Below are 23,171 nucleotides of genomic sequence, written 5' to 3'. Positions count from 1 at the left end.
GGTAGAACCCAGGTTAGCGCCCGGTCCCGCCGTAGACGGTGGCTTCTCCTTCGGTGTCTAGCGCGAAGGCGGTGTGCACGGCACGCACCGCATCATCAAGCTTCGACAGCTCAGTAATCACCGAAATACGGATCTCGGAGGTGGAGATCATCTCGACGTTCACACCCGCGTTGCTGAGCGCCTCGAAGAACGTGAACGAAACACCCGGGTTGGTTTTCATGCCCGCACCCACGAGTGAAAGCTTGCCAACGGCCTCGTTATAGATGACCTCTTCAAAACCAATCTCTGCCTGCGCCTTCTCAAGCGCCTGCAGGGCCAGCGGCCCGTGCGCCTGGTCCAAGGTGAACGAAATATCGGTCACGTTCGGGCGGTCCGTAGAAACGTTCTGCACAATCATGTCGATATTGATCTTCGCCTCGTTAATCAGGCCAAACACGCGCGCCGCCGAACCGGGCACATCCGGTACGCCAACAACGGTAATCTTGGCCTGCCCGCGGTCGTGGGCGACACCAGAAATCAAGGGCTGTTCCAAGGGGATCTCCTTCAAGTGGGTGGGGGTGAGCTCCGCCGAGTTCTCCGGGATAACAATAGTTCCTTCAAGTTCAGAGAACGACGAACGTACATGCAGTTTCAGGTTAAACCGTCGCGCATACTCCACACTGCGCAGGTGCAGAATCTTCGCCCCGTTAGCAGCCATCTCCAGCATTTCTTCGCTAGTGACGGTGTTTAGTTTATGCGCTGTAGGGACAATACGCGGGTCGGCGGTGAACACGCCGTCCACATCCGAGTAAATTTCGCACACATCGGCGTTTAGTGCGGCCGCCAAGGCGACAGCGGTCGTATCCGAACCGCCGCGGCCTAAAGTGGTAATATCCCTGCTTTGACGGTTCATGCCCTGGAACCCTGCGACAATCGCAATGTTCCCGGCCTCAAGCGACTCGCGGATGCGGTCCGGCTTCACCTCAACCAGCCGCGCCGCACCGTGCACGCCGTCGGTGATCATGCCAGCCTGTGAGCCTGTGAACGATTTCGCCTGAACACCAATATCGTTGATTGCCATCGCCAGCGCCGCCATTGAGATGCGTTCCCCGGCGGTCAGGAGCATATCAAGCTCGCGTGAGGGGGTGACTGCGCTGGTTACTTCTGCGGCGAGGTCAAGCAGCTCATCGGTGGTGTCGCCCATTGCGGATACGACCACAACCACATCGTGCCCTGCCTTGCGGGTGTTCGCCACGCGGCGCGCCACACGCTTAATGCTTTCGGCGTCAGCAACGGAGGAACCGCCAAACTTCTGGACGATCAGGCTCATTAAAACTCCCCGGGTGAGGTATGCAGTGTAAACGCCGGGGTGGTCCCGGCTCCTAATCCATAGTAGACGCGTGCGGGACGCCGTGTGAATTATGTGGGTATGTGTATTAGAACATGAAATATGACGCAGTGTTACAGGCTGGGGGTCCATAAACACTCCTGTGCCTTCCATCACCTTTAAAAAAGTTTATACCGCAGCAGTGAACGCACCGTACGCCCCACCACTGGTGGTGATTGTGTATGTGGTGGCTGCGCTCGCCATGTTCTGCGCGTGGGTAGTAATGCCCAATATTTGGGGTCTGCTGGTGGGGCAGGCGGTGCACGGGGTGATGTACGCGCACATGATGGTCGCCATTGTCACAGCTGAGGGCGTTAAGAATAAGTCTGCTGAGCTGAGCAGCCACCTGGGGGCCGGGCAGCTTCTCGTGGTGGCGATGTTCCTGATCTGTGCTGTGACCGGGGTCCGGCGGATCCGCGCGGTTACGGGGGAGAAAGCCTCGGCATAAACACCTGCGTGCGCTGCTCATTCATAGAGACTCTTACTTTCACGGGGTGTCTTCACTGCAGCTTATGGGGCTGAGAGCAGGCTACTCCCACGGGTTAACATATTTAGTGCCCGGCAGAGGCGGCACCTGAGGGGTGGGGGTGCGCAGTGGCTCCTCCTGGATTTTGCGGATACGTTCCTCATAGTCCGCTGAGCGGTATGCGTCGGCACGTGTTGTTTCGACAGGAATTTCGGAGGTGTCACCCTCTGGTTTGGGGGCATGATTCTCGGCGGAGTCTCGCAGCACCTGCTCTATGAGAGCCTCATTAACGGTGGCCTGCTCGCCGTGCGATGGAGGGGCAGCCGACAGAGAATTATTGTTTTCTCCCTGCTGTTCATCAGTATCTTCAGGGTTTGAGGGGCCCGCCCCGTCCTGAGTATCGTCAAGGTCGTCGAACATGCTCCCGCTCCAGCGTTTGCGCGGCGCCTTCGGCTCAGCAGCCGCACGTTCACGCTCCGCCTGCTCTTCGTCAACCACCTGCTCAAAATCTTCAGCAGCATTCGCTTGGGCGATACCCGCGCCCTCACTGATTACGCGGCGCCCCTCAAGCGCACGCCCGAGCGTAATCTCGTCCGCATATTCCAGGTCGCCGCCAACGGGCAGACCGGAAGCCAGCCGTGAGAGGCGAATACCCAGCGGAACCAGCATCCGTGAAAGGTAGGTTGCGGTCGCTTCACCCTCAAGGTTGGGGTCCATCGCCAGAATAATCTCTTGAACACGCTCATCCGCCAGGCGCGAGACCAGCTCGCGAATACGCAGCTGCTCGGGGCCAAGCCCCGCCAGCGGGTTAATAGCCCCGCCCAGCACATGGTAGCGCCCGGTGAAGGAACGGGTGCGCTCAATTGCCACCACATCCTTGGACTCCTCAACCACGCAAATCACGGCTGGGTCACGCCGATCATCGCGGCAGATAACGCACTGCTTCGTCTCCGAAACGTTGCCGCATGTTTCGCAAAAGCTCACGCTCGATTTGACTGTTGAAATCGCCGTGGTCAGGCGCGCCATGTCTGAGGCGTCAGAGTTGAGAATATAGAAGGCGATGCGCTGCGCCGATTTGGGGCCCACCCCCGGCAGGCGACCCAGTTCATCGATGAGGTTTTGGACTGCGCCCTCGTACATGCTTCTCCTCTTATGACGCGCGTGGCAGGGGCAAAAACGTGCCCTGTAAACCTGTACCCGTACAGCATAGGGGATGTGCTGCTGCTGGTGCCCGCTTAACCGTCATTCTTCGCCGCAAGCTTTCCCTATCGTGCGGGAGCGGGCACCGCTTTCATCTGGTCAGTTTGCGGGCTTTGGCACGCTGGGTGCATCTATAGCGGCGTTTCGTCGATTAGCTTGCCGCCCAAGATTTTTTCAACCGCTTTGAGGCCCACATGAACGCTGGACTCTACCTGCTCATCATCCGCTGAGGTTTCAAAGTTTTCTTCCTCCTCAAAGGCGGCCGCAAATACACTTTTAGATGCCGGGGCCGTCGAATGCTCAGGCTCGCTGGGCTGCCCGTTGGTGGTTTCATCCTCTGAAGGCTCGGAGGCCGCCCCGCCGGGGAGGGTCTCGGCACCTACAGGAGCCCAATCCTGCCCGGGCTCGGGGGCGGAAAAAGAACCGAATACTTCTTCTTTTTCTTGTTCTTCTGCCCTGTTTTCCTGAGGTTCATCAGCTTTCTCAGTATGCACACCAGCAGGGGTGGAGGAGGCGAAAGAATCACGCTCCCCGAACGGCTGCTGCGGCTCTTGCTCGGTATCCTCGGGCGGGGTCTCAGCCGGTTCCTGCGGCCCCTGCTCTTCAGAGGGGTCTGAGAGCGGGGGTGCTGCGGCATCGCCTGCGCTGTGAGCGCCTGCACCATGCACGTCAGGGTCGGGGGCTGGCGGAAAGTAAGGGTCTTCGGGGGGAACATCGTGATCGTTGGGCACAGGGTATTCCGCCGGGGAATCAGCGTAAGCTGACTCGGCGAAGCTCTGAGAGGCCCCTTGTGCAGCCTGCTGGGGAGCAGTTCCCCTAGCGGGGGCTTGTGCCTCTTCGCCCCGCGTACTCGTGGAGGCTGCGGTGGTAGGAGCCTGCGTATGTGCTGCCCGGTTTGGCGCGGTATTGCCCGTATTCTTGGGGTGTCCCTCTGCCGCACCGGGCTCTTTAGGGTTCTCAGGCTCGGGGGTGGGGCTCGCCGGATCCTCCTGCGGGATGGGCGCCACCTGCCATGCCGATAGAGGGTCGTCTACGCTGGTTGCCGCCGGCTGGTCTTGTCCGATGCCCTGCGGCTGCACGGGCTGGCCGTGGCGGCGCCAGGCATCTTCACCCCCGCGCGGGCCGTCAGCAATCGCAGAGGTATCAGTACTTGTGGGCGTCTCAGACGGCACAGCGCCTTGGCTGCTGGGCGCAGCAGGACTGTTCCCCGTTTGGTTGCCAGCCGGTTTTACATCGTCACGCGGCGTTTTCTTGGCGACCTCAGCCCGCACCCGTACTTTCACGCGAAGGAATTCGCTCACGCGCTCACTGAGCTCAGCGACCGAAGCTTTGACGGCACGCAGAGTGGGCATATCGGCGCGCACATACAGCTCCCCATTGGTGTAGCGCACCGGTTCGAGGCGCAGCAGCTGTTCGGTTACGGAGCGGTCACTCACACGCCCCACGATCACACGCCAGTTGCCGCGGACCGATAGTAACGGGTCGGATGCACCCTCACCGTTACGGGCGGTCTGACGCTGCTGGGGGGCACCCGTGGTACGGTGGGCGGTTCCTTGATCACCCTGCGCCTGCGTAGGATGTGGGGGTTGTGGGTTATGTGTAGTCTGTTGCTGATGCTGCCCGTGGGATGGGGCGCTACCCGCCGTGCCTGCACCATCATGTGATGTGCTGGGCTGGGGCTGTTCATCGCTCGGGGTGGGGCTGCTAAAGACCGGGCCGGTGTGAACCGGTGCCTGCGGCACGGCGGGCTGAGGGCTCGTGCCAGATGGGCTGTTTGCTTGCTGTTCGGTGGAACCTGCGGTGCGTCCTGTGTTGTTCTGCACGGGGGCCATAGTCCGGTTGGGTGAGGGAGCAGCGCCCCGCTGTGCGGCGGGGGAGCTGCCGGTACCGCCTGCTGCTATGCGCTGTTCCAGGGATTCAAGACGTGCTATGAGGCTGGTGGTATCTTCTGCAGGAACCAGCAGCCGCGCACATAGCAGTTCAAGCTGCAGCTGCGGGTTGGTGGTACCGGTCATAGAGTTAAGCACTTCGTTTACGGTGCTCGCCGCGCCGGTTAGCTGAGCCGTGGCGAAGGCTTGCGCCTGCGTTTTGAGGCGTTCTATCTGGTCGGCGGGAACGCCTTGCAGAATCTGCGCGGCATTCTGCGGTACCGCCTGCACCACAATCAAATCACGCAGGCGTTCGAGCAGGTCTTCGACGAAACGGCGGGGGTCTTGCCCGGTCGCCACCACCCGCGAGACCGCCTCGAAGAGGGAAGGCGCATCCTGGGCGGAAAACGCATCAATCACGTTGTCGAGAAGCTGGGCGTGCGTGTACCCGAGCAGGGCGACCGCGCGGTCGTAGCTAATGCCGGATTCGGTGTTGGCACCGGCGATAAGCTGGTCAAGAATGGAGAGCGAGTCGCGCACGGAGCCGCCGCCAGCACGGATGACGAGTTGAAGCACGCCGGATTCGACGGGCACGTTCTCTTCGCCGCAGAGTTTTTCGAGGTAGGGCAGAAGAACTTCGGGCGGTACCAGCCGGAACGGGTAATGGTGGGTACGTGAGCGGATGGTTCCGAGAACCTTATTTGGCTCTGTGGTGGCAAAGATGAATTTGATGTGCTCGGGCGGTTCTTCCACGATTTTGAGCAGGGCGTTGAACCCTTCGCGGGTGACCATGTGCGCTTCGTCAATGATGAAGATTTTGTAGCGGTCGCGCACGGGCGCGAGGGTTGCACGTTCACGCAGGTCGCGGGCGTGGTCTACGCCGCCGTGGGAGGCCGCATCCATTTCGATGACGTCGAGGGAGCCGCCGCCGTCGCGGGAGAGTTCGCGGCAGGAGTCGCATACACCGCAGGGGGTGGGGGTTGGTCCTTGGGCACAGTTGAGGCAGCGTGCCAGGATGCGTGCGGAGGTGGTTTTGCCGCATCCGCGCGGGCCTGAGAAGAGGTAGGCGTGATTGACGCGGTTGTTGGTGAGCGCGGTAATGAGCGGCTCGGTGACGTGTTCTTGCCCGATGACTTCGGCGAAGGTCTCGGGGCGGTAACGGCGGTAGAGTGCTGTGCTCACGGGTGACCTTCTGGTTGACGACGCGGGGTTCTACACTATTTTAGTTCACGGATGCACGCATGGGGCTTGGTTTCGTTACCGGCGTGGGACTGAAACCGCGAAGCGTGGGCGCGCTATAACGGTGTGTTTCTGCTGCAAATGTTTTGGGCATAAAAAACCTCTTACGCACCCGTCATAGCTCGAATACCCTTGCTACCTTCCGGTCCTGGGGGAGTTTTCCAAGATAACGCCACGTAAGAGGCACGTACCAGTCTACCTGATTTTGCGGTGCTTGTGAATTTGGGTGTGTGGGGCTGGTGCGGAGGAGTTGAGGTTTTCATTGTGGGTAGTGTATTCTATTATCCGTTCGCCTTTTTGTAAGGTGTTCAGCTGGAGGATTCGCCTAGCGGCCTATGGCGCACGCCTGGAACGCGTGTTGGGTTCACGCCCTCGGGGGTTCAAATCCCCCATCCTCCGCTCTTCCCCCGGTCTCGATTTTTTGAGGCCGGGGATTTTTCTTTCTGGTGCTTGGGCGCGGCAGCTGCAGGGGCCCGCTTTTTCCTTGTGAGTCTTTGTTGTGGGCCGGCGCGGGCTGCCATGCTTGTTGTGGGGTAATTTGTGGGAGAACGAAAACGGACTGCTGTTCCGTGCCATTGGCGTAACGCACAGCGAACACACAGTATTTCCCCGTAAAATAGTGGGTATGATTTTCAAGAAAGTGGGTGCCCACCGGCCTTACCCCCAGCACGGTATGTCGAATGCCGACTGGGGGAGTATTCCGCCGCAGCAGGTGAGATTGGATTGGCTGACCACTACTCAGAAAACACTTGATCTTGAGACTCTGCTGGCGGAGGACTCCACCTATTTCGGTGACTTGTTCCCGCACGTGGTTAAATGGCAGCAGGAACTCTACTTGGAGGATGGCCTGCATCGTGCTTTGCGCACCGCGTTGCACAGCCGGTCTGTTATGTACGCGCGTATCCTTGACTTGGATACGCTTGACCCCAGGCTGCTGCCGCAGGGCGCTAATGCGCAGAACGGCTAGGCGACTAGCTTCCCTATAGACTCAAAGAACCCCCGAGACCTTGCGGCGGGGGTTCTTTGCTATCTGCTGTCAGTAGGCCGGAAACCTGCGAGGGGTTTACAGCTCACGGTTCGGCTAGGCAATACTCAGGTGCATCGACTCGCTGTTTGACTCGTCGTCAGAGTGAGCGTTGGCGGGTGCCTGGGGTGCACCGTCTAGCTTGATGGGCTGGCCGTCTGTGTCGAATCGTGCACCCAAGCCCATCTGGATGAAGCGGATGGTGCTTTGGATCTGCCGTTCACGGGTGTCTTCGTCGGGGGCGTCTTCGGTGCGCCCTGCACTGGAGGAGAGCGAACCGTGTACGAGCATCGCTAGTTCCCTGATGTCGTTTTCGGGGATGTAGTGTTCGGCGATGGCCGCTGAGAGGATATTTGCCAGTACCATCTGCAGCTCCCGCACGTGCTTGCCGAGTTTCGCGTAGGATTCGGGGGAAAGCATGGAACGCATGGCCGGCCCGGGGGGCAGGTGGCGGCGTGCGAGGTCTTCAATCTGCAGCCGAATATAGACGGCAAGCTGGTCGATGGGGTTGTCAACGCCTTCGAGTCCTTCATCAAGTTCTTTAATGAACCTTTCGGTCTCGTCTAGGGCGTAGGCTACAAGCAGTTCACCCATGTCGGCAAAATAGTTATAGACTGCGGTGCGGCCAATGCCAGCATTTTTGGCGACATCGGTCATGGTGAGGCCCGGCAGGCCGCGCGAGTACAGGAGCTTGCCAAAAGATTCGAGGATGGCACGTTTGGTGTTCTCACGCTGGGCGGCGTTAGTGGCTGCAGAAATACGAGGCATAGTGACACTTTACCGCAATGCGTCAGTAAATAGCGAATGGGTGAAGGTTTTTAACCTAAAAAGTTTAAAAAACCAGCAACTTTAGGGTAAGTAACGGGAGTATTACGTTCATCATCTGTGTTCTGTAAAGCTCGCGGCACACCATGCGGGTGAGTCGCACAATGAAATCAGCAGCGGGTTTGCGGACAAACTATGAGGGGCTACAGGTACCCCAGGCGGGTAGCCATCGCCAGGTCATTGCGCACCAACTGGGTGATGGGGTAGTTTCGGTGCCCTTGCCCCGGCATAACGTGCAGGGCCGTGCGTGCACCAAGCCTCGCATAGAACTGGCCGCCTTCTTGCGCTGCAACCTGTGCCGACCACATCCCACCGGATCGCGTGTCGTTCAGAAGCCTGGGGGAGCGGCCGTCCTTATCGCCCACATGCCAGCTCAATAATAGGTGGCTGAGGGATATATTGGGGGCACGGTGCTGGGTTGGGATGCCGTCCGCACCGCCGCCGCCAATGAGGGTGGCGCCTCCTCCTATCATTGCGTCGGCGGCGTGTAATAGCAGCTCGTAGGCAATGAACTCTGCGCCACCGGAGTAACCGGCAAGCCACACGCGGGATCGGTCGTACCCGTATCTCTCATGCAGATCTGCAGCGAGGGCGCGGAATACCCGGCCGTTTGCGCGGGCACGCACCCACCAGTTCGTGGTTGCCTCACGCAGCACACCCTCATTAACGGTTCCCGGTGCCAGCACGGGCACCAGAAGCATGCGGTGCTGATACGCGATATCCGATAGTTCTTCTCGCAGGGTGGAGGTGCGCCGCAGCAGGCGGCTGCCGGAGCGCAGCAGATAGTCGCCATCAAAGAAGAAAAGCACACCGGGAGAGGAACCTGCGCCTTCCAGACGGTGCGCATTCCCCACCCTGTAGTGCAGGGTACGCCCGTGCGCGGTAAACGGCAGATATCCCACCAGCTCGGAGGAAGAAAGCAGAGCTGGCTCAAGCATACGGCCCGCACGGCGTGCGGCGCGCATAGCGGCACTTAGAGGGGATGGCAGACGGGGGATATGCGCGGTATTTGTGTGTTTGCGCGGTTCCCTCTTGCTCATACCCCTATTTTACCGGGTGAATTGGAGGCATCGGCCAGAGCGTACTCCACGTTCGTGCCCTGCGTTAGGGGCCGTATCAAACCGCTGAACTTTCGCGCGGATTCTGAGTTTACCCCCTAAGATCGGTGTGTAACACCTGCGATGCCGGGTGAGAACCCGTCCACTCTTGCTGCTCGCGGGCCCTGTCGGAGAGCGAATAGAACCATTTAATGTGCTCACATACGCGCTCATAGGCGGCCTCTTCATCACGAGTGGAAATCGCCTCATAGATTCCCCGGTGCTGATCTTGCAGAGTCTGCTTAACCGTAGCCCAGTCACGCAGCAGCGGAACCGCCTCCTGCACGTAACTGATAGTGGCCATATGCAAAGAATCAATGACCGTATCGAGCACAATATTGCCGCTCAAGCGGGATAGCTCGTAGTGAAAACGTGTGTCGCAGAAATGGAACCGCTCATTGGAAATATCTGGCGAATCCATCTCCGCCAGGTGCTCGCGGGCGTTCTCTAAGGCGAGGTCACGCTCAGCAGAATCCAGGGCGTTCGCGGCGGCACGTGCAGCAGGCCCCTCCAGCAGTAAACGCGTGGAAACCACGTCTTTAACGGGCAGGTTGCGGGTGGCAATGTGCATGCGAAGCGCCCAACTGAGCGCATCTGAGGGCTCAGAAATAACGATAGCGCCGGATTTTGGGCCCGAACCGGTGCTGGAACGAATCAGCCCCAAAGCCCCCAAAATACGCAGGGCCTCACGCACCGATGGGCGTGAAATACCGTACTGTTCGGCTAGGGTGCGTTCAGATGGTAGCCTATCGCCCACACGCAGCTCCCCCAGACGCAGCCTGCGTTCAAAGTTTTCGAGCAGGATGCTGTAACTACGCTCTTGCATGATCGTCCCTGAGCCTGTTGTGCGCGTCATGAGTATGTCCCATTTCGTGTGAAATCTGAAAGTGACTTTTAGCTTGTGCAACTCTCCAGGGTGCAAAACCCTGTGGGTGGGTGCCTGAGGGCGTGTACGCCGCCTGGGTGGGTTCGTCACAGAACCACGCCCAATGTTGTGCTCTGCAAGCCTACAGTATTTTTATGATGCCCGCACTGCCTTCCGGTAGTGCAGCGGCGGGGCGGTGCACCCTGTGGTGCCCCGCCCCGCCAGCTCGCTCGTTACGGAACCCTAAGGGCTAGGGAACGAGGAACGAGAGGATATTGGTCTGCAGGAAGACCAGCAGGCAGACGACCACGAGCATCGCAAACGACCAGGGAACCACGGCCTTGAGGATGTCGGACTCCTTGCCCTCCATATCCACAGAGGTGGCTGCAATAGCCAGTGACTGCGGCGAGATCATCTTGCCGACCACACCACCGGTGGTGTTTGCTGCAAGCATCAGCTCAGGGGTAGCACCGCTCACACCAGCATGCTGCAGGTTCTCGGCAGCGGATACCTGTAGCTTGGAGAAGAGCGCGTTTGCGCTGGTATCCGAGCCGGTCACTGCGGTGCCGATCCAGCCCAGCACCGGTGCCAGTACTGCGTAGATGGTACCCAAGCCCGCCAAGAAAGTACCCATTGCGACGGTCTGACCCGAGAAGTTCATGACGTATGCCAGTGCCAGCACCGAGGCAATGGTCAGAATCGTCCAGCGCATACGGTAGATGACCGAACCGAACTCGGCGAAAACGGCGGGGAACTTGAAACCATACCGCCCCTTCTCGTTGAAGAAGAAGTAAACAACCGCAACGATCAGGCCTGAGATAATCAGCAGAGTACCGGGGTTTGAAAGCCAGGTGAAGGTGTAAGGGGCGTCCTTGACGGGTGTGCCGTCCTTGGTGACCAAACGGGAGCTGAGCGCGGGGATATTGATTTTAATAGCCACGGTCTTCAGCCATGCCTTCAAACCGGCATTGAGGTTCACGATGCCGAAGATAGCGACCACAATCAGGTAGGGCAGCAGAGCCATCCACACGCGCACTGCGGGCAGTGCCTCTTTCTCCTCAGACTGTGAAGGCAGGCCGTAGCGTTCACGTACGCCCTCAACACCGCGCGGCTTCCAGAAGCGCAGGAAGAGCACCGCGGCACCCATCGAAACAATACATGCCACCACGTCGGTGAGGTTGTAGGCGGGAGTTGCGGCGGTAATCCACTGCGCAATAGCGAAGGAAATACCGATAACGAAAGCGGGGAGCCACGCATCCTTAACACCCTTCATACCGTCAAGGATGAAGAGCAGAATGACGGGGACGAACATCGCCAGGAACGGTGCCTGGTGACCAACAATAGCTGCGATCACGTACGAATCTTTGCCGCCAACGTCACCAGCGGTCACAATCGGAACAGCAACAGCGCCGAACGCCACGGGCGCGGTATTAGCCAGCAGCACGGTAATAGCGGCCTTGAGCGGCTTCACGCCGAGAGCAAGAATCATGGTTGCGGTAATTGCCACGGGGGCACCGAAGCCAGCCAGAGCCTCAAGCAGGCCACCGAAGCAGAACGCAATGAGGATTGCCTGGATGCGCAAATCACCGCCGCCGAGACGGTCAAAGGTGCGGCGCAGATCTTCAAAACGCCCTGAGAGCACGGTGATCTGGTAGAACCAAATAGCCCCCAGAATCACCCAGCAGATCACCAAACCATAGATAGCTCCACGCAGGGCGCTAAGACCGGCCAGATCGAACGGCATCGTGAAGCCGAAGGAGGCAACAAGAATGGATGCTGCTAGCGCGACAAGGGCCGACCAATGGGCGCGAGCTTTGACGACCAGAAGCATAATGAAGAACGTAAGCAGCGGTATGGTCGCCACAAGCGCGCTCAGTGCGAGGCTTCCTCCCACGGCATCGGTGACGGCAGTGAACTTATCCACTGGTAACTCCTTTGGTACAGGAATAGATGTGTGGTCAGACCATTACCCGGTAAGGTTACCCGCTGCTGTTCCATAGACCGCAGAGGTATGTGGTCAGACCAATAAAGTGCTAGTTTGAAGAGTACATGATGCTGCTCACGTGGGGCAAGTAGGGTGGGGTGGTTGCAGGGTGTACATGCTGGTAAAACTGCGCTATGAGAAGCATATGGAAAATATTTCACGATTCGGCACGCGGCTTAATGTGATTGCAAGGGGCGGGGGGAATACCCTCGTTAGTCTGGGGAGTGCCTGTTTCAAGACGCTGGCAGTCAGGAAGAAGCGGTAGGGGTTTAGGCCCCGCTGGTGCGTTTGGGGGAGAAAATCTTAAGTCCCACCCTCAGAGGTAGGGTTGGCATGACCTTAAGAAGGGTGCGGCAACCCTAAAAATAAGGTAAACCTTAAAAATAATTTGGTGAAAAAAATGTGCGGTATTTAAATTAAAGAAATGCCCGACCGATAGTGTTAAATGTACTGTAAGAAAGAAAAGTTTAACACCTAAATTTTTCCGCCCCGCCTGCCTTTGTGACCCGGCATATCAAGGAACGCTAACACCTAGCAGCTATGCTGCCGCGCTGGTGCGAAACCGCCGCTACAACAGCAGGCGTCTTCCCACTTAAAGAGGCGGCGAGAAAAATTTAATTAACCAGGAAAGGAGCGGACAATAAACATGCGCATCGCACTTTTCTCAACATGCATTGTAGACGGCATGTATCCGCGCGTGGCACGTGCGACCGTCGAAATCCTTGAACGTCTGGGGCACGAGGTGGTATACCCTCCCGGGCAGACCTGCTGCTCCCAGATGCACGTGAACTCCGGCTACTTCGACGACGCCTACCCCATTGTCAAAAACCATGTTGATGCATTCTCCGCCTGGGATTGGGACGTAGCTGTGGCGCCGTCTGGCTCCTGTGTGGCTTCTCTGGGGCACCAGCAGCCCATGATCGCTCGCCGCAAAGGTGATGAGGCGCTTGCTGTCAAAGCCGAGCAAATTGCAGCCCGCACCTTTGAACTGTCCCAGCTGCTGATTGACGTTCTGGGCATTACCAACGCCGCCGAGCAGCTTGGTTCTTACTTCCCCGAGCACGTGACCTACCACAGCTCATGCCACGGTATGCGCCTGCTGCACCTGGGAACCCGTCAGCAGGATCTGGTGCGCACCGTTGAAGGCATTAAGTACACCGAAATTGAGGACCTCGACCAGTGCTGCGGCTTCGGCGGAACCTTTTCGTTCAAGAACGCCGATGTTTCCGGTGCGATGGTTGAAGACAAAGCAACCAACGTTGAGAAGACCGGCGCATCCGTATGCACCGGCGGCGACTGCTCCTGCCTGATGAATATTGGCGGCGCTCTCTCCCGTAAAGGCTCACCCGTAAAAACCATTCACTTTGCCGAAATCCTCGCCTCCACTAAAGCGAATCCGCTGAAGATTGACGGCAACGTAGAACTCGCCTTCGCATAGAAAGTAGGTTGATGATGACTTCCACCGCAATCCCCCTGGGTATGCCGAAGGTCGTGCACTACGGCGAAGGCAATATCTTTGAGAACGAACCGTTCCCCGAATACGCCAAGCGTGAGCTGAAGAATGACCAGCTGCGTAATAACCTGCGTTTCGTGACCCACGCTATTCGCAATAAGCGTGCCCGCGTCACCAGTGAGCTGCCCGACTGGCAGGAGCTGCGCACCACCGGCGAAATGGTGAAGAACTATGTGCTCTTCAACCTGCCCCAAATGCTGGAACAGTTCGAACGTAACTTTACCGCGCGCGGCGGCCATGTGCACTGGGCGCGCGATGCTCACGAGGCAAACCAGATCGCCCTTGAGCTGATTCGCGAACAGGGTGTGGACGAGATCATCAAGATCAAGTCCATGGCAACTGCCGAGACCGGTCTGAACGAGTTCTTGGAAGAGAACGGCATTAACGCCATTGAGACCGACCTTGCGGAAGAAATTGTGCAGCTCGGCGAAGATCGCCCCTCGCACATTCTGGTTCCGGCAATTCACCGTAACCGCCGCGAAATCCGCGATATCTTCCTCAAGAAGATTGAAGGCATTAACCCGGATATTACCGATGAGCCTGCCGAGCTTGCGGAGGCATCGCGTAACCGTCTGCGCGAGAAGTTCCTCTCGACTAAGGTCGCCGTTTCGGGCGTGAACTTCGGTATCGCTGATACCGGCACCATGACCATCGTAGAATCCGAAGGCAACGGCCGTATGTGCCTGACCCTGCCCGATACCCTCATCTCGTTCATGGGTATTGAGAAGCTGCTGCCCACCTTCCAGGACTACGAGGCATTCCTGCAGCTTCTGCCGCGTTCCTCCACCGGTGAGCGCATGAACCCCTACACCTCCATGTGGACGGGCGTAACCCCCGGTGACGGCCCGCAGAACCTGCACGTAATCCTCATCGATAACGGCCGTACCGCCGTGCTGGCCGATGAACTGGGACGCCAGGCGCTGCGCTGCATCCGCTGCTCCGCCTGCATGAACGTGTGCCCCGTGTACGAGCGCGCCGGTGGTCACGCCTACGGCTCCACCTACCCCGGCCCGATCGGTGCGATTCTTTCGCCCCAGCTTTCCGGTATTGAGGCGGCGCACAATAACTCGCTGCCGTACGCATCTTCGCTGTGCGGTGCCTGCTACGAAGCGTGCCCCGTGAAGATTAACTTCCCCGAGGTGCTGGTGCACCTGCGCGGTAAGGATGTTGAGGCAAAGCACGCGAAGAAACACGCACCCACCCAGATGGATGCCATGATGTACGGCGCTAAGAAGCTGTTCTCCTCGGGTAAGATGATGGCAGTCGCCGAGCGTGGTTTGCCCATGTCACGCCTGATTACCGGCAAGAAGCACAAGATCTCTAAACTGCCCGGTATTGTGGGCGGTTGGACTGAATACCGCGACATCCCCGAACCGCCCAAGGAATCGTTCCGCAACTGGTGGCGTAAAGAAAAGTCAGGCGCACCCGCCCGCGACAGCGCCCAGCGCGTGGATATTGCAGCCCTCATTGAAGCGAATAAGGGCAAGGCCGCTGAGGCTGCCGCTAACGCCAAGGCTGCGATGGACGCTCAGGCAGCGCATGACCCCAAGGAGAATGCATAAATGTCATCAGCTAAAGAAGACATCCTCGCCCGCATCCGTACTTCCCTCGCGGATGCGCCCGTGGCGCCGGAACCCCAGCGTAACTACCGCCGGGTGAGCCACCTGAACCAGGAGCAGACCATTGAGATGCTCGTGGACCGCCTCATTGATTACAAAGCGAACGTGTTCGAAGCGACCGAAGCGAATATTGCGGATGTGATCGCTGAGCGGCTGGGGGAGACCTCGCACTATGTGGTTCCCGTGGGCCTGAACCGGCAGTGGCTGCCGGAAGACACCCCCACCCGCACCTGTTTCACCGACTCCGGCAGCACCCTGGAGCCGGGTGCCCTGACGGTGCACCAGCTGGATGCTGTGGATGCGGTGGTCACCTCCTCAACCGTTTCCTGCGCTGAGACCGGAACGATCTTCTTGAACTCCAACCAAGATGAGGGGCGGCGCGCAATCTCGCTGGTACCGGACCACCATATTTGTGTGGTGCCCCGCTCTACCGTGGTTGAACTGGTGCCTGAGGCGATCGATCGCATCACCTATGAGCGCCCGGTGACCATGATTTCCGGCCCTTCAGCAACCAGTGATATTGAGCTGATCCGCGTGGAGGGCGTGCACGGCCCGCGTACCCTGGACGTGATTATTCTCGACTAAGCCCGTAAGGGACACTCATAAAGTGCTTATCATCCCCCTGCACCGTTCGGGTGCAGGGGGATGACTCGTACACATATTTATACTATGCGAATGGTTATCGGCAGACCGTGTTTGCGCTGTGCAGAGATACCTAAAGTGGGCGGGAGAGACCTCGAAATAACAGTATAAAAATAAGCTGTTATGAGTACAGAAGTGTCTCGGAAACTGCTACATTGACAGAAGAGTACCAACAAGAATATCCTGTTATGTTCCACAAAAAAGTGGAACGTGCACCCCCGTACACCCGTAATCCGGTATGGGCGCGGGGGAAGCGCCAGCCACCTCCAGCAAGGACTGGGGTTCAGTAGAAAGACAGCACCAATGGCACAGTTGCAGCAGGTCATCCTCCGCCGTACCGGCATCTACCCTCTTAATAGCGTCCTCGCGTCCGACCCTGTTCCGCAACATGAGCTGCATCAGCGTGTGCGTGTGCTCGCCGAGCTGGGGATGGTCCTCTCCACCGAAAGCCAGAAAACCCTCATGCGCATGAGTGAGCATGAGCTGGCCGATCTTATCGCAGATTGGAAGCACCTGCACGGCGGTGACCGGGGTGGGTGCGCCTTCCGTAAAGACTTCGACATTATCGAGCCCACCCTCACTGATACACAGAGGTACACGGAGCAGATGCTTCACTACGTTACCCGGTTTATGGGCCGCAGAGAAATGGCGAAACACGTGTGTCTGTACACCGTTGCCTGCCCCTGCTGCGACGCGATCTGGTGGTTTGCCAATAACCAACCCTACGGTGATATTCCCGATGCGCAGGTCATTACCGATTTCCGCCCGTACGACTGGCAGCTGGCGTGCGAGCGTGGGGAACTGTCCAACAGTGAACGGGATCAGCGTGAGGTGGTGCTGCTGCGCGGTGAAGGGCGCATCGTGCCGCTAATATGCTCGCTCTTCACCGAAATTGCAACCCAGAACCAGGTGTACAGCGAATTCGACCGGGCCGATCTGCTTACCCTCGCTACTCACCTGGTGTTTTACGATGCACTGCCCACCCTAGAGGGACCGTTCGGATTCCGTGAGAACCTGGCGTTTTTGGCGGCCGCAATATCCACCGATTACGCCCACCAGGCGCGCACCCTCAACGAGGTGCTGCGCATTGCGGTGGCTCTTAGCAATATTAACCTGCTGGGGACTGAAGGCGATCTGAGCCTGAGCGACCCCAGCCGGTTTAAGCTGCGCCGCCATCAGCGCACGTTCATAGCCCGGCTCATTAATACCCTCTGCGAGCGCGACTATGAGGCCGCCTGCTACGACACCGCCACGCACGCGGAGCGTTTTAAACGGCTGGCGCGCACTATCCACCCTGGGGAATACCCCTCCCTCGTGTACCTGAATGTGTGGGCTGACGCCCTCTACAACGGTGAAATGCGCAGTTATGAGTCTGAGGTGGATGCCGCCTACCGCAGCTGTGACGTGGATAAGGTAACGCGGGTGCTGTCCCGCCGCCCCGGGATGTTTGCGCGTCAGCTCAACCGGGCCTTGCGGTACTTCAGCGGCGATCAGCAGCAGGTTGCTGACGCGTTCTGCCAAGTGGCGCCGCGTGTGGCTGCGCCTCTTCTGGTGCAGATGCACAATATGTACACGAATATAGCTGCTGGTTCGGGGCAGCACCGCCTCGTGATTGATAAGGCAGGGGTGGGGTCGGTGGTCCCCGCTGGCTCGTACACCCAAAGGCAGCTTGAGTTGGGCCTGCACGCCGTGAAGAGTGGTTTGTCGGGGCGGCTGAGCGGGGTTCGTGTGCATGTTCCTCACGATGTGGCTTCCTTAGCCATGCCTCTGGGTAACCGTAACGCCAGCGAGTCTCTGCTGGGGCTGAGCCGCTACAACCGTGTGCGGCTTGACCCCCAGGCGATGCAGGCGAAAAGCCCCGCTAAGAACAGTGTGATACGGTTGTTCACCTACTGGAACTCACCCGCCGATGTTGACCTTTCGGTGCTGCTGTACGACGCGAAAGGTGCGCTGCTAGACCGCGTGTGGTACGGCAGTCAGCGGGCTAAAAAGTACTGCTACCATTCGGGGGACGTGACGAACGGAACCGGCGGCGCGTGGGAGTTTATTGACCTGAAAATTGCGCAGGCCCGTGAGGACCGGGTGCGGTACGCGGTGCCCACCGTGCAGCTTTACGCAGGGCACAGCGGGGAGAACACCCTTGCGGATGTGAACGACCTGTTCGCCGGGTTCATGCTTCTACCGCGTGTTGGCGTGGGTAAGAATGTGCATGAGGTGAGTCAGGTGCGCACCAAATTCACACTCACTTCGCGGGCGCGCGGTTCGCTGCTGCTGATTTTGGATCTGAAGGAGCGCACCATGACGATTACGGACGTGGGTATTCGTTCCGGGGTGAATGTTATAGAGTCTGGCTCCGTCGTGAAGGCCATGTTCGAGCTGTTCGCCCACTATGCACCGTTTACGGTGGCTGACTACCTGAACCTGACCGGTGCCACCGTGGTGGGGGAAGATGAGGAAGTCGATATTGTGCTTCAGCCGACGGTTGCCTCGCTCAGTCAGCTCTACCGGTATAAAGGGCTGTAACACAATAGCCCATGGGTCATACCGGGACTTCCCTGTATGGAGCGAAAGCTGCACATAGTGAGCGGGTTTCGGGGGTATTGAGTACACACAAGATCTGCTGATGACCGCGTGAAAGCGCCCCGTGCGCCGGTACTGTGACCGGTGCGCGGGGCGCTTTATTTTCACCCAGTTGGGTGCCTGCCATGGAACAAGCAGCAGGTAATATTAGGCGCGTGCGTCGAAGTGCTGCAGGCCGGAGTCTTCGCGGCTACCGCCCTGGCCGTCGCCAACGTCGCGGTAATCGCTGATCCATTCGACCTTCTGCACCCACTTGACCATCTTGTAGCCGTGCATGGAATCTGCACGCAGGCGCAGGGGGCCGCCGTACACATCCGGCAGGGGCTTATCGTTCATGCCCCACGCCAGGATGGTTTCGTCCTCCATTGCCATGGAAATGTCCAAGCACTCGTAGTAGGGCTCGGTCGGGCGGCCATCGTAGGTGTGGCCCACGTGCCCGTAGGAGGTGACCATCACGTACCGGGCGTTCTCGTCTTTCTCCACGAGGGCAAGTACGTCGCGTAGGCGCACGCCTTCCCACTTGGCGATGCCCGTCCACCCCTGCATACAGGTGTGCATCGTAATGTTCACTTCTTTGCCGAGAGCCTTCAAGTCGTCGATGCTCAGCGACTTCGGCTCCCTCACCAGCCCGCCTAGCTCTAGGCGGTAGTCCACGAATTCGTTCTCGCGCAGGCGGTTCCATTCGGTGCTTTCACGCTCTGTTGGCGGGCGGGTGTTCACCCAGTGGAACGGCGAAATATCGGCATCCGTGAAGGTCTTCTTCTTGACCTGCCGGGAGGTGATGCGGTCAAGGAATACGTTACGGACCGGCTGGGTCAGGCCCCAAATGAAGGTCTGGGTGAACCGCAGATCACGCAGCGACCAGTACGAGGCGCCTAGCCACAGAGCCACGGCTGCGACCACGCCAACGATCAGCATGGTGACTGCCTGGGCGAATTGGGCGGCGTCAATCTCGTTGTAGCTCTTATTCAGCATCATGTGTGCAATGTTGTATTGCGGGTGCACGATGAACACCAGTGCTACGTGCATGACCGTAAAGACGCAGTAGAACGCCATGCCCAAGAAGTGGATGGAGCGGGCGGTCTGGCGGTTGCGGAACAGCTTGACGTAGCCGGGGAAGCGGCCGCAGAACGCGGGGCTCATAATGGGCCCGGTGGCGATCATCAGCGGCGCCACAATGAACACCACGGTGAAGTACATGAGCTTCTGAAGGGCATCGTACGGCTGGAAGTGCTCAATGGAGGGCACTTGGAAGCCCGCGTAGATTGTGAGCGAGTGCCATGCCTCGGGGAAAATCTCCCAGGAGGTGGGTACGATACGCCGCCACTGCCCGGTTGCGAACAGCAGGGTCACATAGATCAGGCCGTTCACCACCCAAATAACCGTGGCTAGGGCGTGCCATGCGCGTCCCAAACCGATCTGAGCCTTACCGGGTAGCGAAATAAGAGGGGAGAGGCTTCGTTGATCGTCGCGAGCGGTGTATTCGCCAGGGACGGTCGAAACCTTGTCTTTTGTAAAACGGAGCCATTCGGAGCCCGGGGTGCAGTGATTATTCCAGTAAAAGCGCGGGTGGGAGGCGATAACTTCCCAGCCTGAGCGGATGAGGAACCCCATCATCAGAAAGTTAATGAAGTGCGTGATGCGCAGCCAGGCGGGAAAGTCCAGCTCAACACCACTCGAACTCACCATTAAAAGAGTGGTATGCATTTTTCTTCCTTCGATAAATGTACGTGTGTGCAGTGGTGTACAGGTGCGAGCGAGGGAACGGGACGGGGCTTGGTGTGCCCCGGAAATCTGTTTGTGTACCGCCTCCTTTCAGCCGGTGTTCTGCCTTGAACTTTATATGGCCTGGGGAGGGTTCCTGCGCGGGGTGCGCGATGTTTAGGCGCACCCCCGAACTGGTTATGGTGCAGGTCACAAAACCCGTATCGAATAATAGTACGATGCGGTTTTTATTCCCCATGTGCCCTTACATCCATATACTAACTGACAGGTTGTCAGTTACGGAAGATAAGCGTCGTAACACGCCGTAAAATTTGCTTTTAAGACGCGAATTTTTAGAATTTTTATAGGGTTATAGAGACATTAAGGCGGATTTATTAAGGATATCCTTATTGTATGAGATAAGGTATTTTTATAGTTACTTCATAAACTATTGCAAGTGTAAGTTTTTGATATTCCTGCGGTTTCTTGGGGACTTGAAACTTTATTCAGAAAATATAAAGATATGCTTTATTCTATAGCAGTAAAAATGTATATATTATTATATTTCTCGCCCATAACCCACAGTCAGAGAAGACACTTGCACACCCTAAGCCACAGGATATACGCCACCCACAGTCCCGGCAGGAGTCTGCGTCAAGCCACACAAAACACCACAGGTTCGGCAGCATGTGACCGCCCCCGGCGTATCCAGGCGAGCTGAACCCTATAATGAACGAGACACCGCCCCACCCAGCCTCTAGGAACAATAAATGAGCAGCGAAAAAGACCTCCGAGCCTCTTTCAACACCTTCATACAGGACCTGCCCCAGCTTGTTGCAGAAAAAGGCCTTAAACAGGTATACAACCTCTACAAAGCCAACGGTTACGACAGCTTAACCATAGGGGGCAGCCCCCAAAGCCAAGTGGACCTTCTGGCAGAGGGCATGATCCACTGGCACAATAACGGGTTCTTCCGTCTGGCCGAGCTCTACGACGGGGTGCAGCTGGAACACAACGACGACTACTTCCTGGCGCTCATGAACCTTAACACCCCGCTGCGGCAGGCACTGCTACGCCACGACCAGCAACTACGCGACGAACTGCTGTGGCAGCTGCTCACCGTAGAAGGCACCCCCGAGAACTCGCTCACGAATATAGATAAGTTCATGCCAGGAACCACCTGGCAGGAAGATCTGCTCACCGCCACCCACGAAGGGCTGATCCCCAAAGACCGCCTGCTAGATGCCTGCCTTGACGCATTAGCGCGGGACTTCGCCGCCTACCGTGCCGGATGGTTCTCCCGCATGTACACCACCCTCACCCCCACCGCCGCAGAATCCGCCCAACGGCAGAGCGAACTTGTGAACCTGCTCGGCTCATCAGTGGGAGCAACCGTCACCCTGGCGGTCAAGCAGCTCTTAGCGGTGCACCGGGCAGGGCTTCTCGATATTGACCGATTCATCCACGGATGCGCCCCGGCGCTTTTAACAACCAAAGCGAACGCATTAGCGGTACTGAAAATCCTGGAATCCGCATGCGCCACAGGCGGGGACGGGCCGGTCACCGAACTGGCTCTTACCGCGCTGGGACACACCCACCCGCAGGTGCAGGTGGCTGCCGCACAACTACTGGTACGGTGCAACGCAGCCGAAACACTGCACCAGCACGCGCAGAGCCTCAACCCGGTGGCTCGGCAGGAGCTAGAAGAGGCCGGGCTGCTGGCAAATACAGAAGAAGAAACCGCGCAGCATACGGCGGGCTCCGAGGACCCCTCCTATCCGGTGCCTGCCTCACCCGTGCAGCCAGTAACCCCATTCAGCCAGCAAGACGCCTACGCGCGCACCCTACACGCCATGCAAGAGGCCGTGCAGGGGCTGGAGAGCGAGCTGCTGTTCCACTGGCTCATAAGTGAAAACCGCGACACCTCAGTGCTGAAACCCCTCACCCGGCAGGCGGAAGAGAGGATACACGAGCACCGTGCAGGGCATCAGATCGCATACCTCATCCTCAGCGCCCTAGAGCCGGAAAACTCAGCTGTACAAGAATATGAGCAGCACCTAGCGCATGAAAAAACACCCGTGAACCAGCGCATCCGGGAAATCGGTGAGCACCTCCGCCAGAAACGCCCATACGCCCTGCTGGCCACCCCCACAGACACCCACGGGTGGGTAGACCCCACAATATTTATGCAGCGGCTAACCCACAACATTTCTACCGGCGCAGACATCCTGGAACAGGATTTTACGCAGGCAATGCTGCGCCTGAACCAGGGCGATCAGGCGACGCACCAGACACTCATAAACGCCCTGGAAGAAATCAAGCGCACCGCCGATGCTGCGGGCCGATACGCACCATACTTTGCCCGTGCCCGTACCAAACTCAAAGACGCGGGGAAGCCTCCTCACATTCTTGAGAACATCCAGGTGAGCTGGAGCTGCCTTGAAAGCGACACGAAACGCCCCAGCGGCAAACCCGAAGTCGTGTGGTGGAGCCCCACCGTACACCTGCCCAAAGTACGCGAAGAACACACACCGGAAGAAAAATATCTGCTCACCCTGCACTACGCGGTCATGAGCTGCGAACAGCTGGCCCTCACCTGCCCCTCCTCCACAGCACCCGTGGCAGTCGGCCTGCTAGAACAGTGGGTCTTCTTCAACGAAGAAGAAGGCCACCACTATAGGCACAATATGGCGCGCCTTCTGAGGAGCCACCCGGGCACATGGGACTCCTTGAGCGCACAGGCGCTCGCGGTACTGGCCAACTCAAAACACCAGGTAGACCGTGCCGGAGCCGCAGAGCTGCTGGCGGACACCCTCGGTGGTCGGCTCTCCTACCAAGACGCCATTGCGGGGTTCGCGCAGGCCGCCCCGGCGCTAATGTTCACCCGGTGGGCGCATACCTTCGAGGACATGGCGGCACTAACCCCGCGCATCACCCTGCGGTTCTTAGACGGGCTGCTGCCGTACTGTGAGCGCACCCAGCACGGGATGGGGAAGCTGCTGGGAGTATACGCACAGGAATACTTACGCGTTCACGGCGCGAAGCATAGCGCGAATAAATCCCCGCAGATAAGCCCCGAGATGACCGCATGGTTAAACGGTTTTAAGGGCTCCTCGCAGGCGGCGAAACACGCGCGCACAATCCTTAAAGCTGCTGACTCATAACAACCCCCGCCTTGA

Annotated in this window: 15 protein-coding genes, 1 tRNA gene and 1 other RNA gene; 8 read left to right on the top strand and 9 right to left on the bottom strand. The window is 58.4% G+C overall.

Translation table 11 applies throughout. The features are described from left to right. Nucleotides 1-13 precede the first annotated feature (13 nt). Complete coding sequence (locus D8M23_RS07050; RefSeq protein ID WP_006888570.1) at nt 14-1,309, bottom strand: aspartate kinase; 1,296 nt, start codon at nt 1,307-1,309, stop codon at nt 14-16. 160 nt (nt 1,310-1,469) lie between these two features. On the opposite strand from D8M23_RS07050, the gene D8M23_RS07045 reads away from it, so the two are divergent. After that, nucleotides 1,470-1,814, top strand: a complete 345-nt coding sequence (locus D8M23_RS07045; RefSeq protein WP_126854212.1) for a hypothetical protein — start codon at nt 1,470-1,472, stop codon at nt 1,812-1,814. 81 nt (nt 1,815-1,895) lie between these two features. Here the strand turns inward: D8M23_RS07045 and recR are convergent, their stop codons facing one another. From recR to ffs, 3 genes are all read right to left on the bottom strand, one after another. Continuing rightward, nucleotides 1,896-2,972, bottom strand: a complete 1,077-nt coding sequence (gene recR / locus D8M23_RS07040; protein ID WP_126854211.1) for a recombination mediator RecR — start codon at nt 2,970-2,972, stop codon at nt 1,896-1,898. Between the two features lie 191 nt (nt 2,973-3,163). Further along, complete coding sequence (locus D8M23_RS07035; protein ID WP_126854210.1) at nt 3,164-6,082, bottom strand: DNA polymerase III subunit gamma and tau; 2,919 nt, start codon at nt 6,080-6,082, stop codon at nt 3,164-3,166. 149 nt (nt 6,083-6,231) lie between these two features. Further along, nucleotides 6,232-6,328, bottom strand: an RNA gene (gene ffs / locus D8M23_RS07030) — signal recognition particle sRNA small type. Nucleotides 6,329-6,453: 125 nt separating this feature from the next. On the opposite strand from ffs, the gene D8M23_RS07025 reads away from it, so the two are divergent. Continuing rightward, a tRNA-Ser gene (locus D8M23_RS07025) sits at nt 6,454-6,538 on the top strand. Nucleotides 6,539-6,764: 226 nt separating this feature from the next. Then, nucleotides 6,765-7,106, top strand: coding sequence for a type II toxin-antitoxin system VapB family antitoxin (locus tag D8M23_RS07020; RefSeq protein WP_006888516.1), 342 nt, complete (start codon nt 6,765-6,767; stop codon nt 7,104-7,106). A gap of 114 nt (nt 7,107-7,220) precedes the next feature. Here D8M23_RS07020 and D8M23_RS07015 read toward each other — a convergent pair whose 3' ends face one another. From D8M23_RS07015 to D8M23_RS07000, 4 genes are all read right to left on the bottom strand, one after another. Continuing rightward, the gene (locus D8M23_RS07015) at nt 7,221-7,931 is read right to left on the bottom strand and encodes a TetR/AcrR family transcriptional regulator (RefSeq protein ID WP_126854209.1); all 711 of its coding nucleotides are present in this window, start codon (nt 7,929-7,931) and stop codon (nt 7,221-7,223) included. 200 nt (nt 7,932-8,131) lie between these two features. Then, on the bottom strand, nt 8,132-9,028 hold the full coding sequence (locus tag D8M23_RS07010; protein ID WP_126854208.1) for a hypothetical protein: 897 nt from the start codon (nt 9,026-9,028) through the stop codon (nt 8,132-8,134). A gap of 109 nt (nt 9,029-9,137) precedes the next feature. Next, complete coding sequence (locus tag D8M23_RS07005; protein WP_126854207.1) at nt 9,138-9,941, bottom strand: FadR/GntR family transcriptional regulator; 804 nt, start codon at nt 9,939-9,941, stop codon at nt 9,138-9,140. A 259-nt stretch (nt 9,942-10,200) separates the two neighbouring features. Beyond that, the gene (locus tag D8M23_RS07000) at nt 10,201-11,874 is read right to left on the bottom strand and encodes an L-lactate permease (RefSeq protein ID WP_023133649.1); all 1,674 of its coding nucleotides are present in this window, start codon (nt 11,872-11,874) and stop codon (nt 10,201-10,203) included. A gap of 706 nt (nt 11,875-12,580) precedes the next feature. On the opposite strand from D8M23_RS07000, the gene D8M23_RS06995 reads away from it, so the two are divergent. The 4 genes from D8M23_RS06995 (at nt 12,581) to D8M23_RS06980 (ending at nt 18,231) form a co-directional block, all read left to right on the top strand. Then, complete coding sequence (locus tag D8M23_RS06995) at nt 12,581-13,372, top strand: (Fe-S)-binding protein (protein ID WP_006888621.1); 792 nt, start codon at nt 12,581-12,583, stop codon at nt 13,370-13,372. Nucleotides 13,373-13,383: 11 nt separating this feature from the next. Beyond that, a complete protein-coding gene (locus D8M23_RS06990) occupies nt 13,384-15,009 on the top strand; it encodes a LutB/LldF family L-lactate oxidation iron-sulfur protein (protein WP_023133652.1) in 1,626 nt (541 codons plus the stop codon). Further along, complete coding sequence (locus D8M23_RS06985; RefSeq protein WP_023133653.1) at nt 15,010-15,651, top strand: LutC/YkgG family protein; 642 nt, start codon at nt 15,010-15,012, stop codon at nt 15,649-15,651. 360 nt (nt 15,652-16,011) lie between these two features. Further along, entirely contained in the window at nt 16,012-18,231 is a 2,220-nt protein-coding gene (locus D8M23_RS06980) for a TerD family protein (protein ID WP_126854206.1), read from the top strand. 204 nt (nt 18,232-18,435) lie between these two features. Here the strand turns inward: D8M23_RS06980 and D8M23_RS06975 are convergent, their stop codons facing one another. Beyond that, nucleotides 18,436-19,995, bottom strand: a complete 1,560-nt coding sequence (locus D8M23_RS06975) for a molybdopterin-dependent oxidoreductase (protein ID WP_126854205.1) — start codon at nt 19,993-19,995, stop codon at nt 18,436-18,438. Between the two features lie 767 nt (nt 19,996-20,762). Here D8M23_RS06975 and D8M23_RS06970 point away from each other — a divergent pair. Beyond that, nucleotides 20,763-23,156, top strand: a complete 2,394-nt coding sequence (locus D8M23_RS06970; protein ID WP_126854204.1) for a DUF6493 family protein — start codon at nt 20,763-20,765, stop codon at nt 23,154-23,156. Nucleotides 23,157-23,171 lie beyond the last annotated feature (15 nt).

Origin of the sequence: Rothia sp. HSID18067, assembly GCF_003989445.1 — a bacterium.
GTDB lineage: Bacteria > Actinomycetota > Actinomycetes > Actinomycetales > Micrococcaceae > Rothia > Rothia aeria.
The sequence above is the reverse complement of the archived record's forward strand: the minus strand, read 5'-3'. Positions and strand labels throughout refer to the sequence as shown.

What these genes read in the sequence shown, in the direction of transcription:
- D8M23_RS06975 (WP_126854205.1), bottom strand. Translation starts at nt 19,995, where the DNA reads ATGCATACCACTCTTTTAATGGTGAGTTCGAGTGGTGTTGAGCTGGAC.
- D8M23_RS07015 (WP_126854209.1), bottom strand. Translation starts at nt 7,931, where the DNA reads ATGCCTCGTATTTCTGCAGCCACTAACGCCGCCCAGCGTGAGAACACC.
- D8M23_RS07020 (WP_006888516.1), top strand. Translation starts at nt 6,765, where the DNA reads ATGATTTTCAAGAAAGTGGGTGCCCACCGGCCTTACCCCCAGCACGGT.
- D8M23_RS06970 (WP_126854204.1), top strand. Translation starts at nt 20,763, where the DNA reads ATGAGCAGCGAAAAAGACCTCCGAGCCTCTTTCAACACCTTCATACAG.
- D8M23_RS06995 (WP_006888621.1), top strand. Translation starts at nt 12,581, where the DNA reads ATGCGCATCGCACTTTTCTCAACATGCATTGTAGACGGCATGTATCCG.
- D8M23_RS07050 (WP_006888570.1), bottom strand. Translation starts at nt 1,309, where the DNA reads ATGAGCCTGATCGTCCAGAAGTTTGGCGGTTCCTCCGTTGCTGACGCC.
- D8M23_RS06980 (WP_126854206.1), top strand. Translation starts at nt 16,012, where the DNA reads ATGGCACAGTTGCAGCAGGTCATCCTCCGCCGTACCGGCATCTACCCT.
- recR (WP_126854211.1), bottom strand. Translation starts at nt 2,972, where the DNA reads ATGTACGAGGGCGCAGTCCAAAACCTCATCGATGAACTGGGTCGCCTG.
- D8M23_RS06990 (WP_023133652.1), top strand. Translation starts at nt 13,384, where the DNA reads ATGATGACTTCCACCGCAATCCCCCTGGGTATGCCGAAGGTCGTGCAC.
- D8M23_RS07010 (WP_126854208.1), bottom strand. Translation starts at nt 9,028, where the DNA reads ATGAGCAAGAGGGAACCGCGCAAACACACAAATACCGCGCATATCCCC.
- D8M23_RS07005 (WP_126854207.1), bottom strand. Translation starts at nt 9,941, where the DNA reads ATGACGCGCACAACAGGCTCAGGGACGATCATGCAAGAGCGTAGTTAC.
- D8M23_RS06985 (WP_023133653.1), top strand. Translation starts at nt 15,010, where the DNA reads ATGTCATCAGCTAAAGAAGACATCCTCGCCCGCATCCGTACTTCCCTC.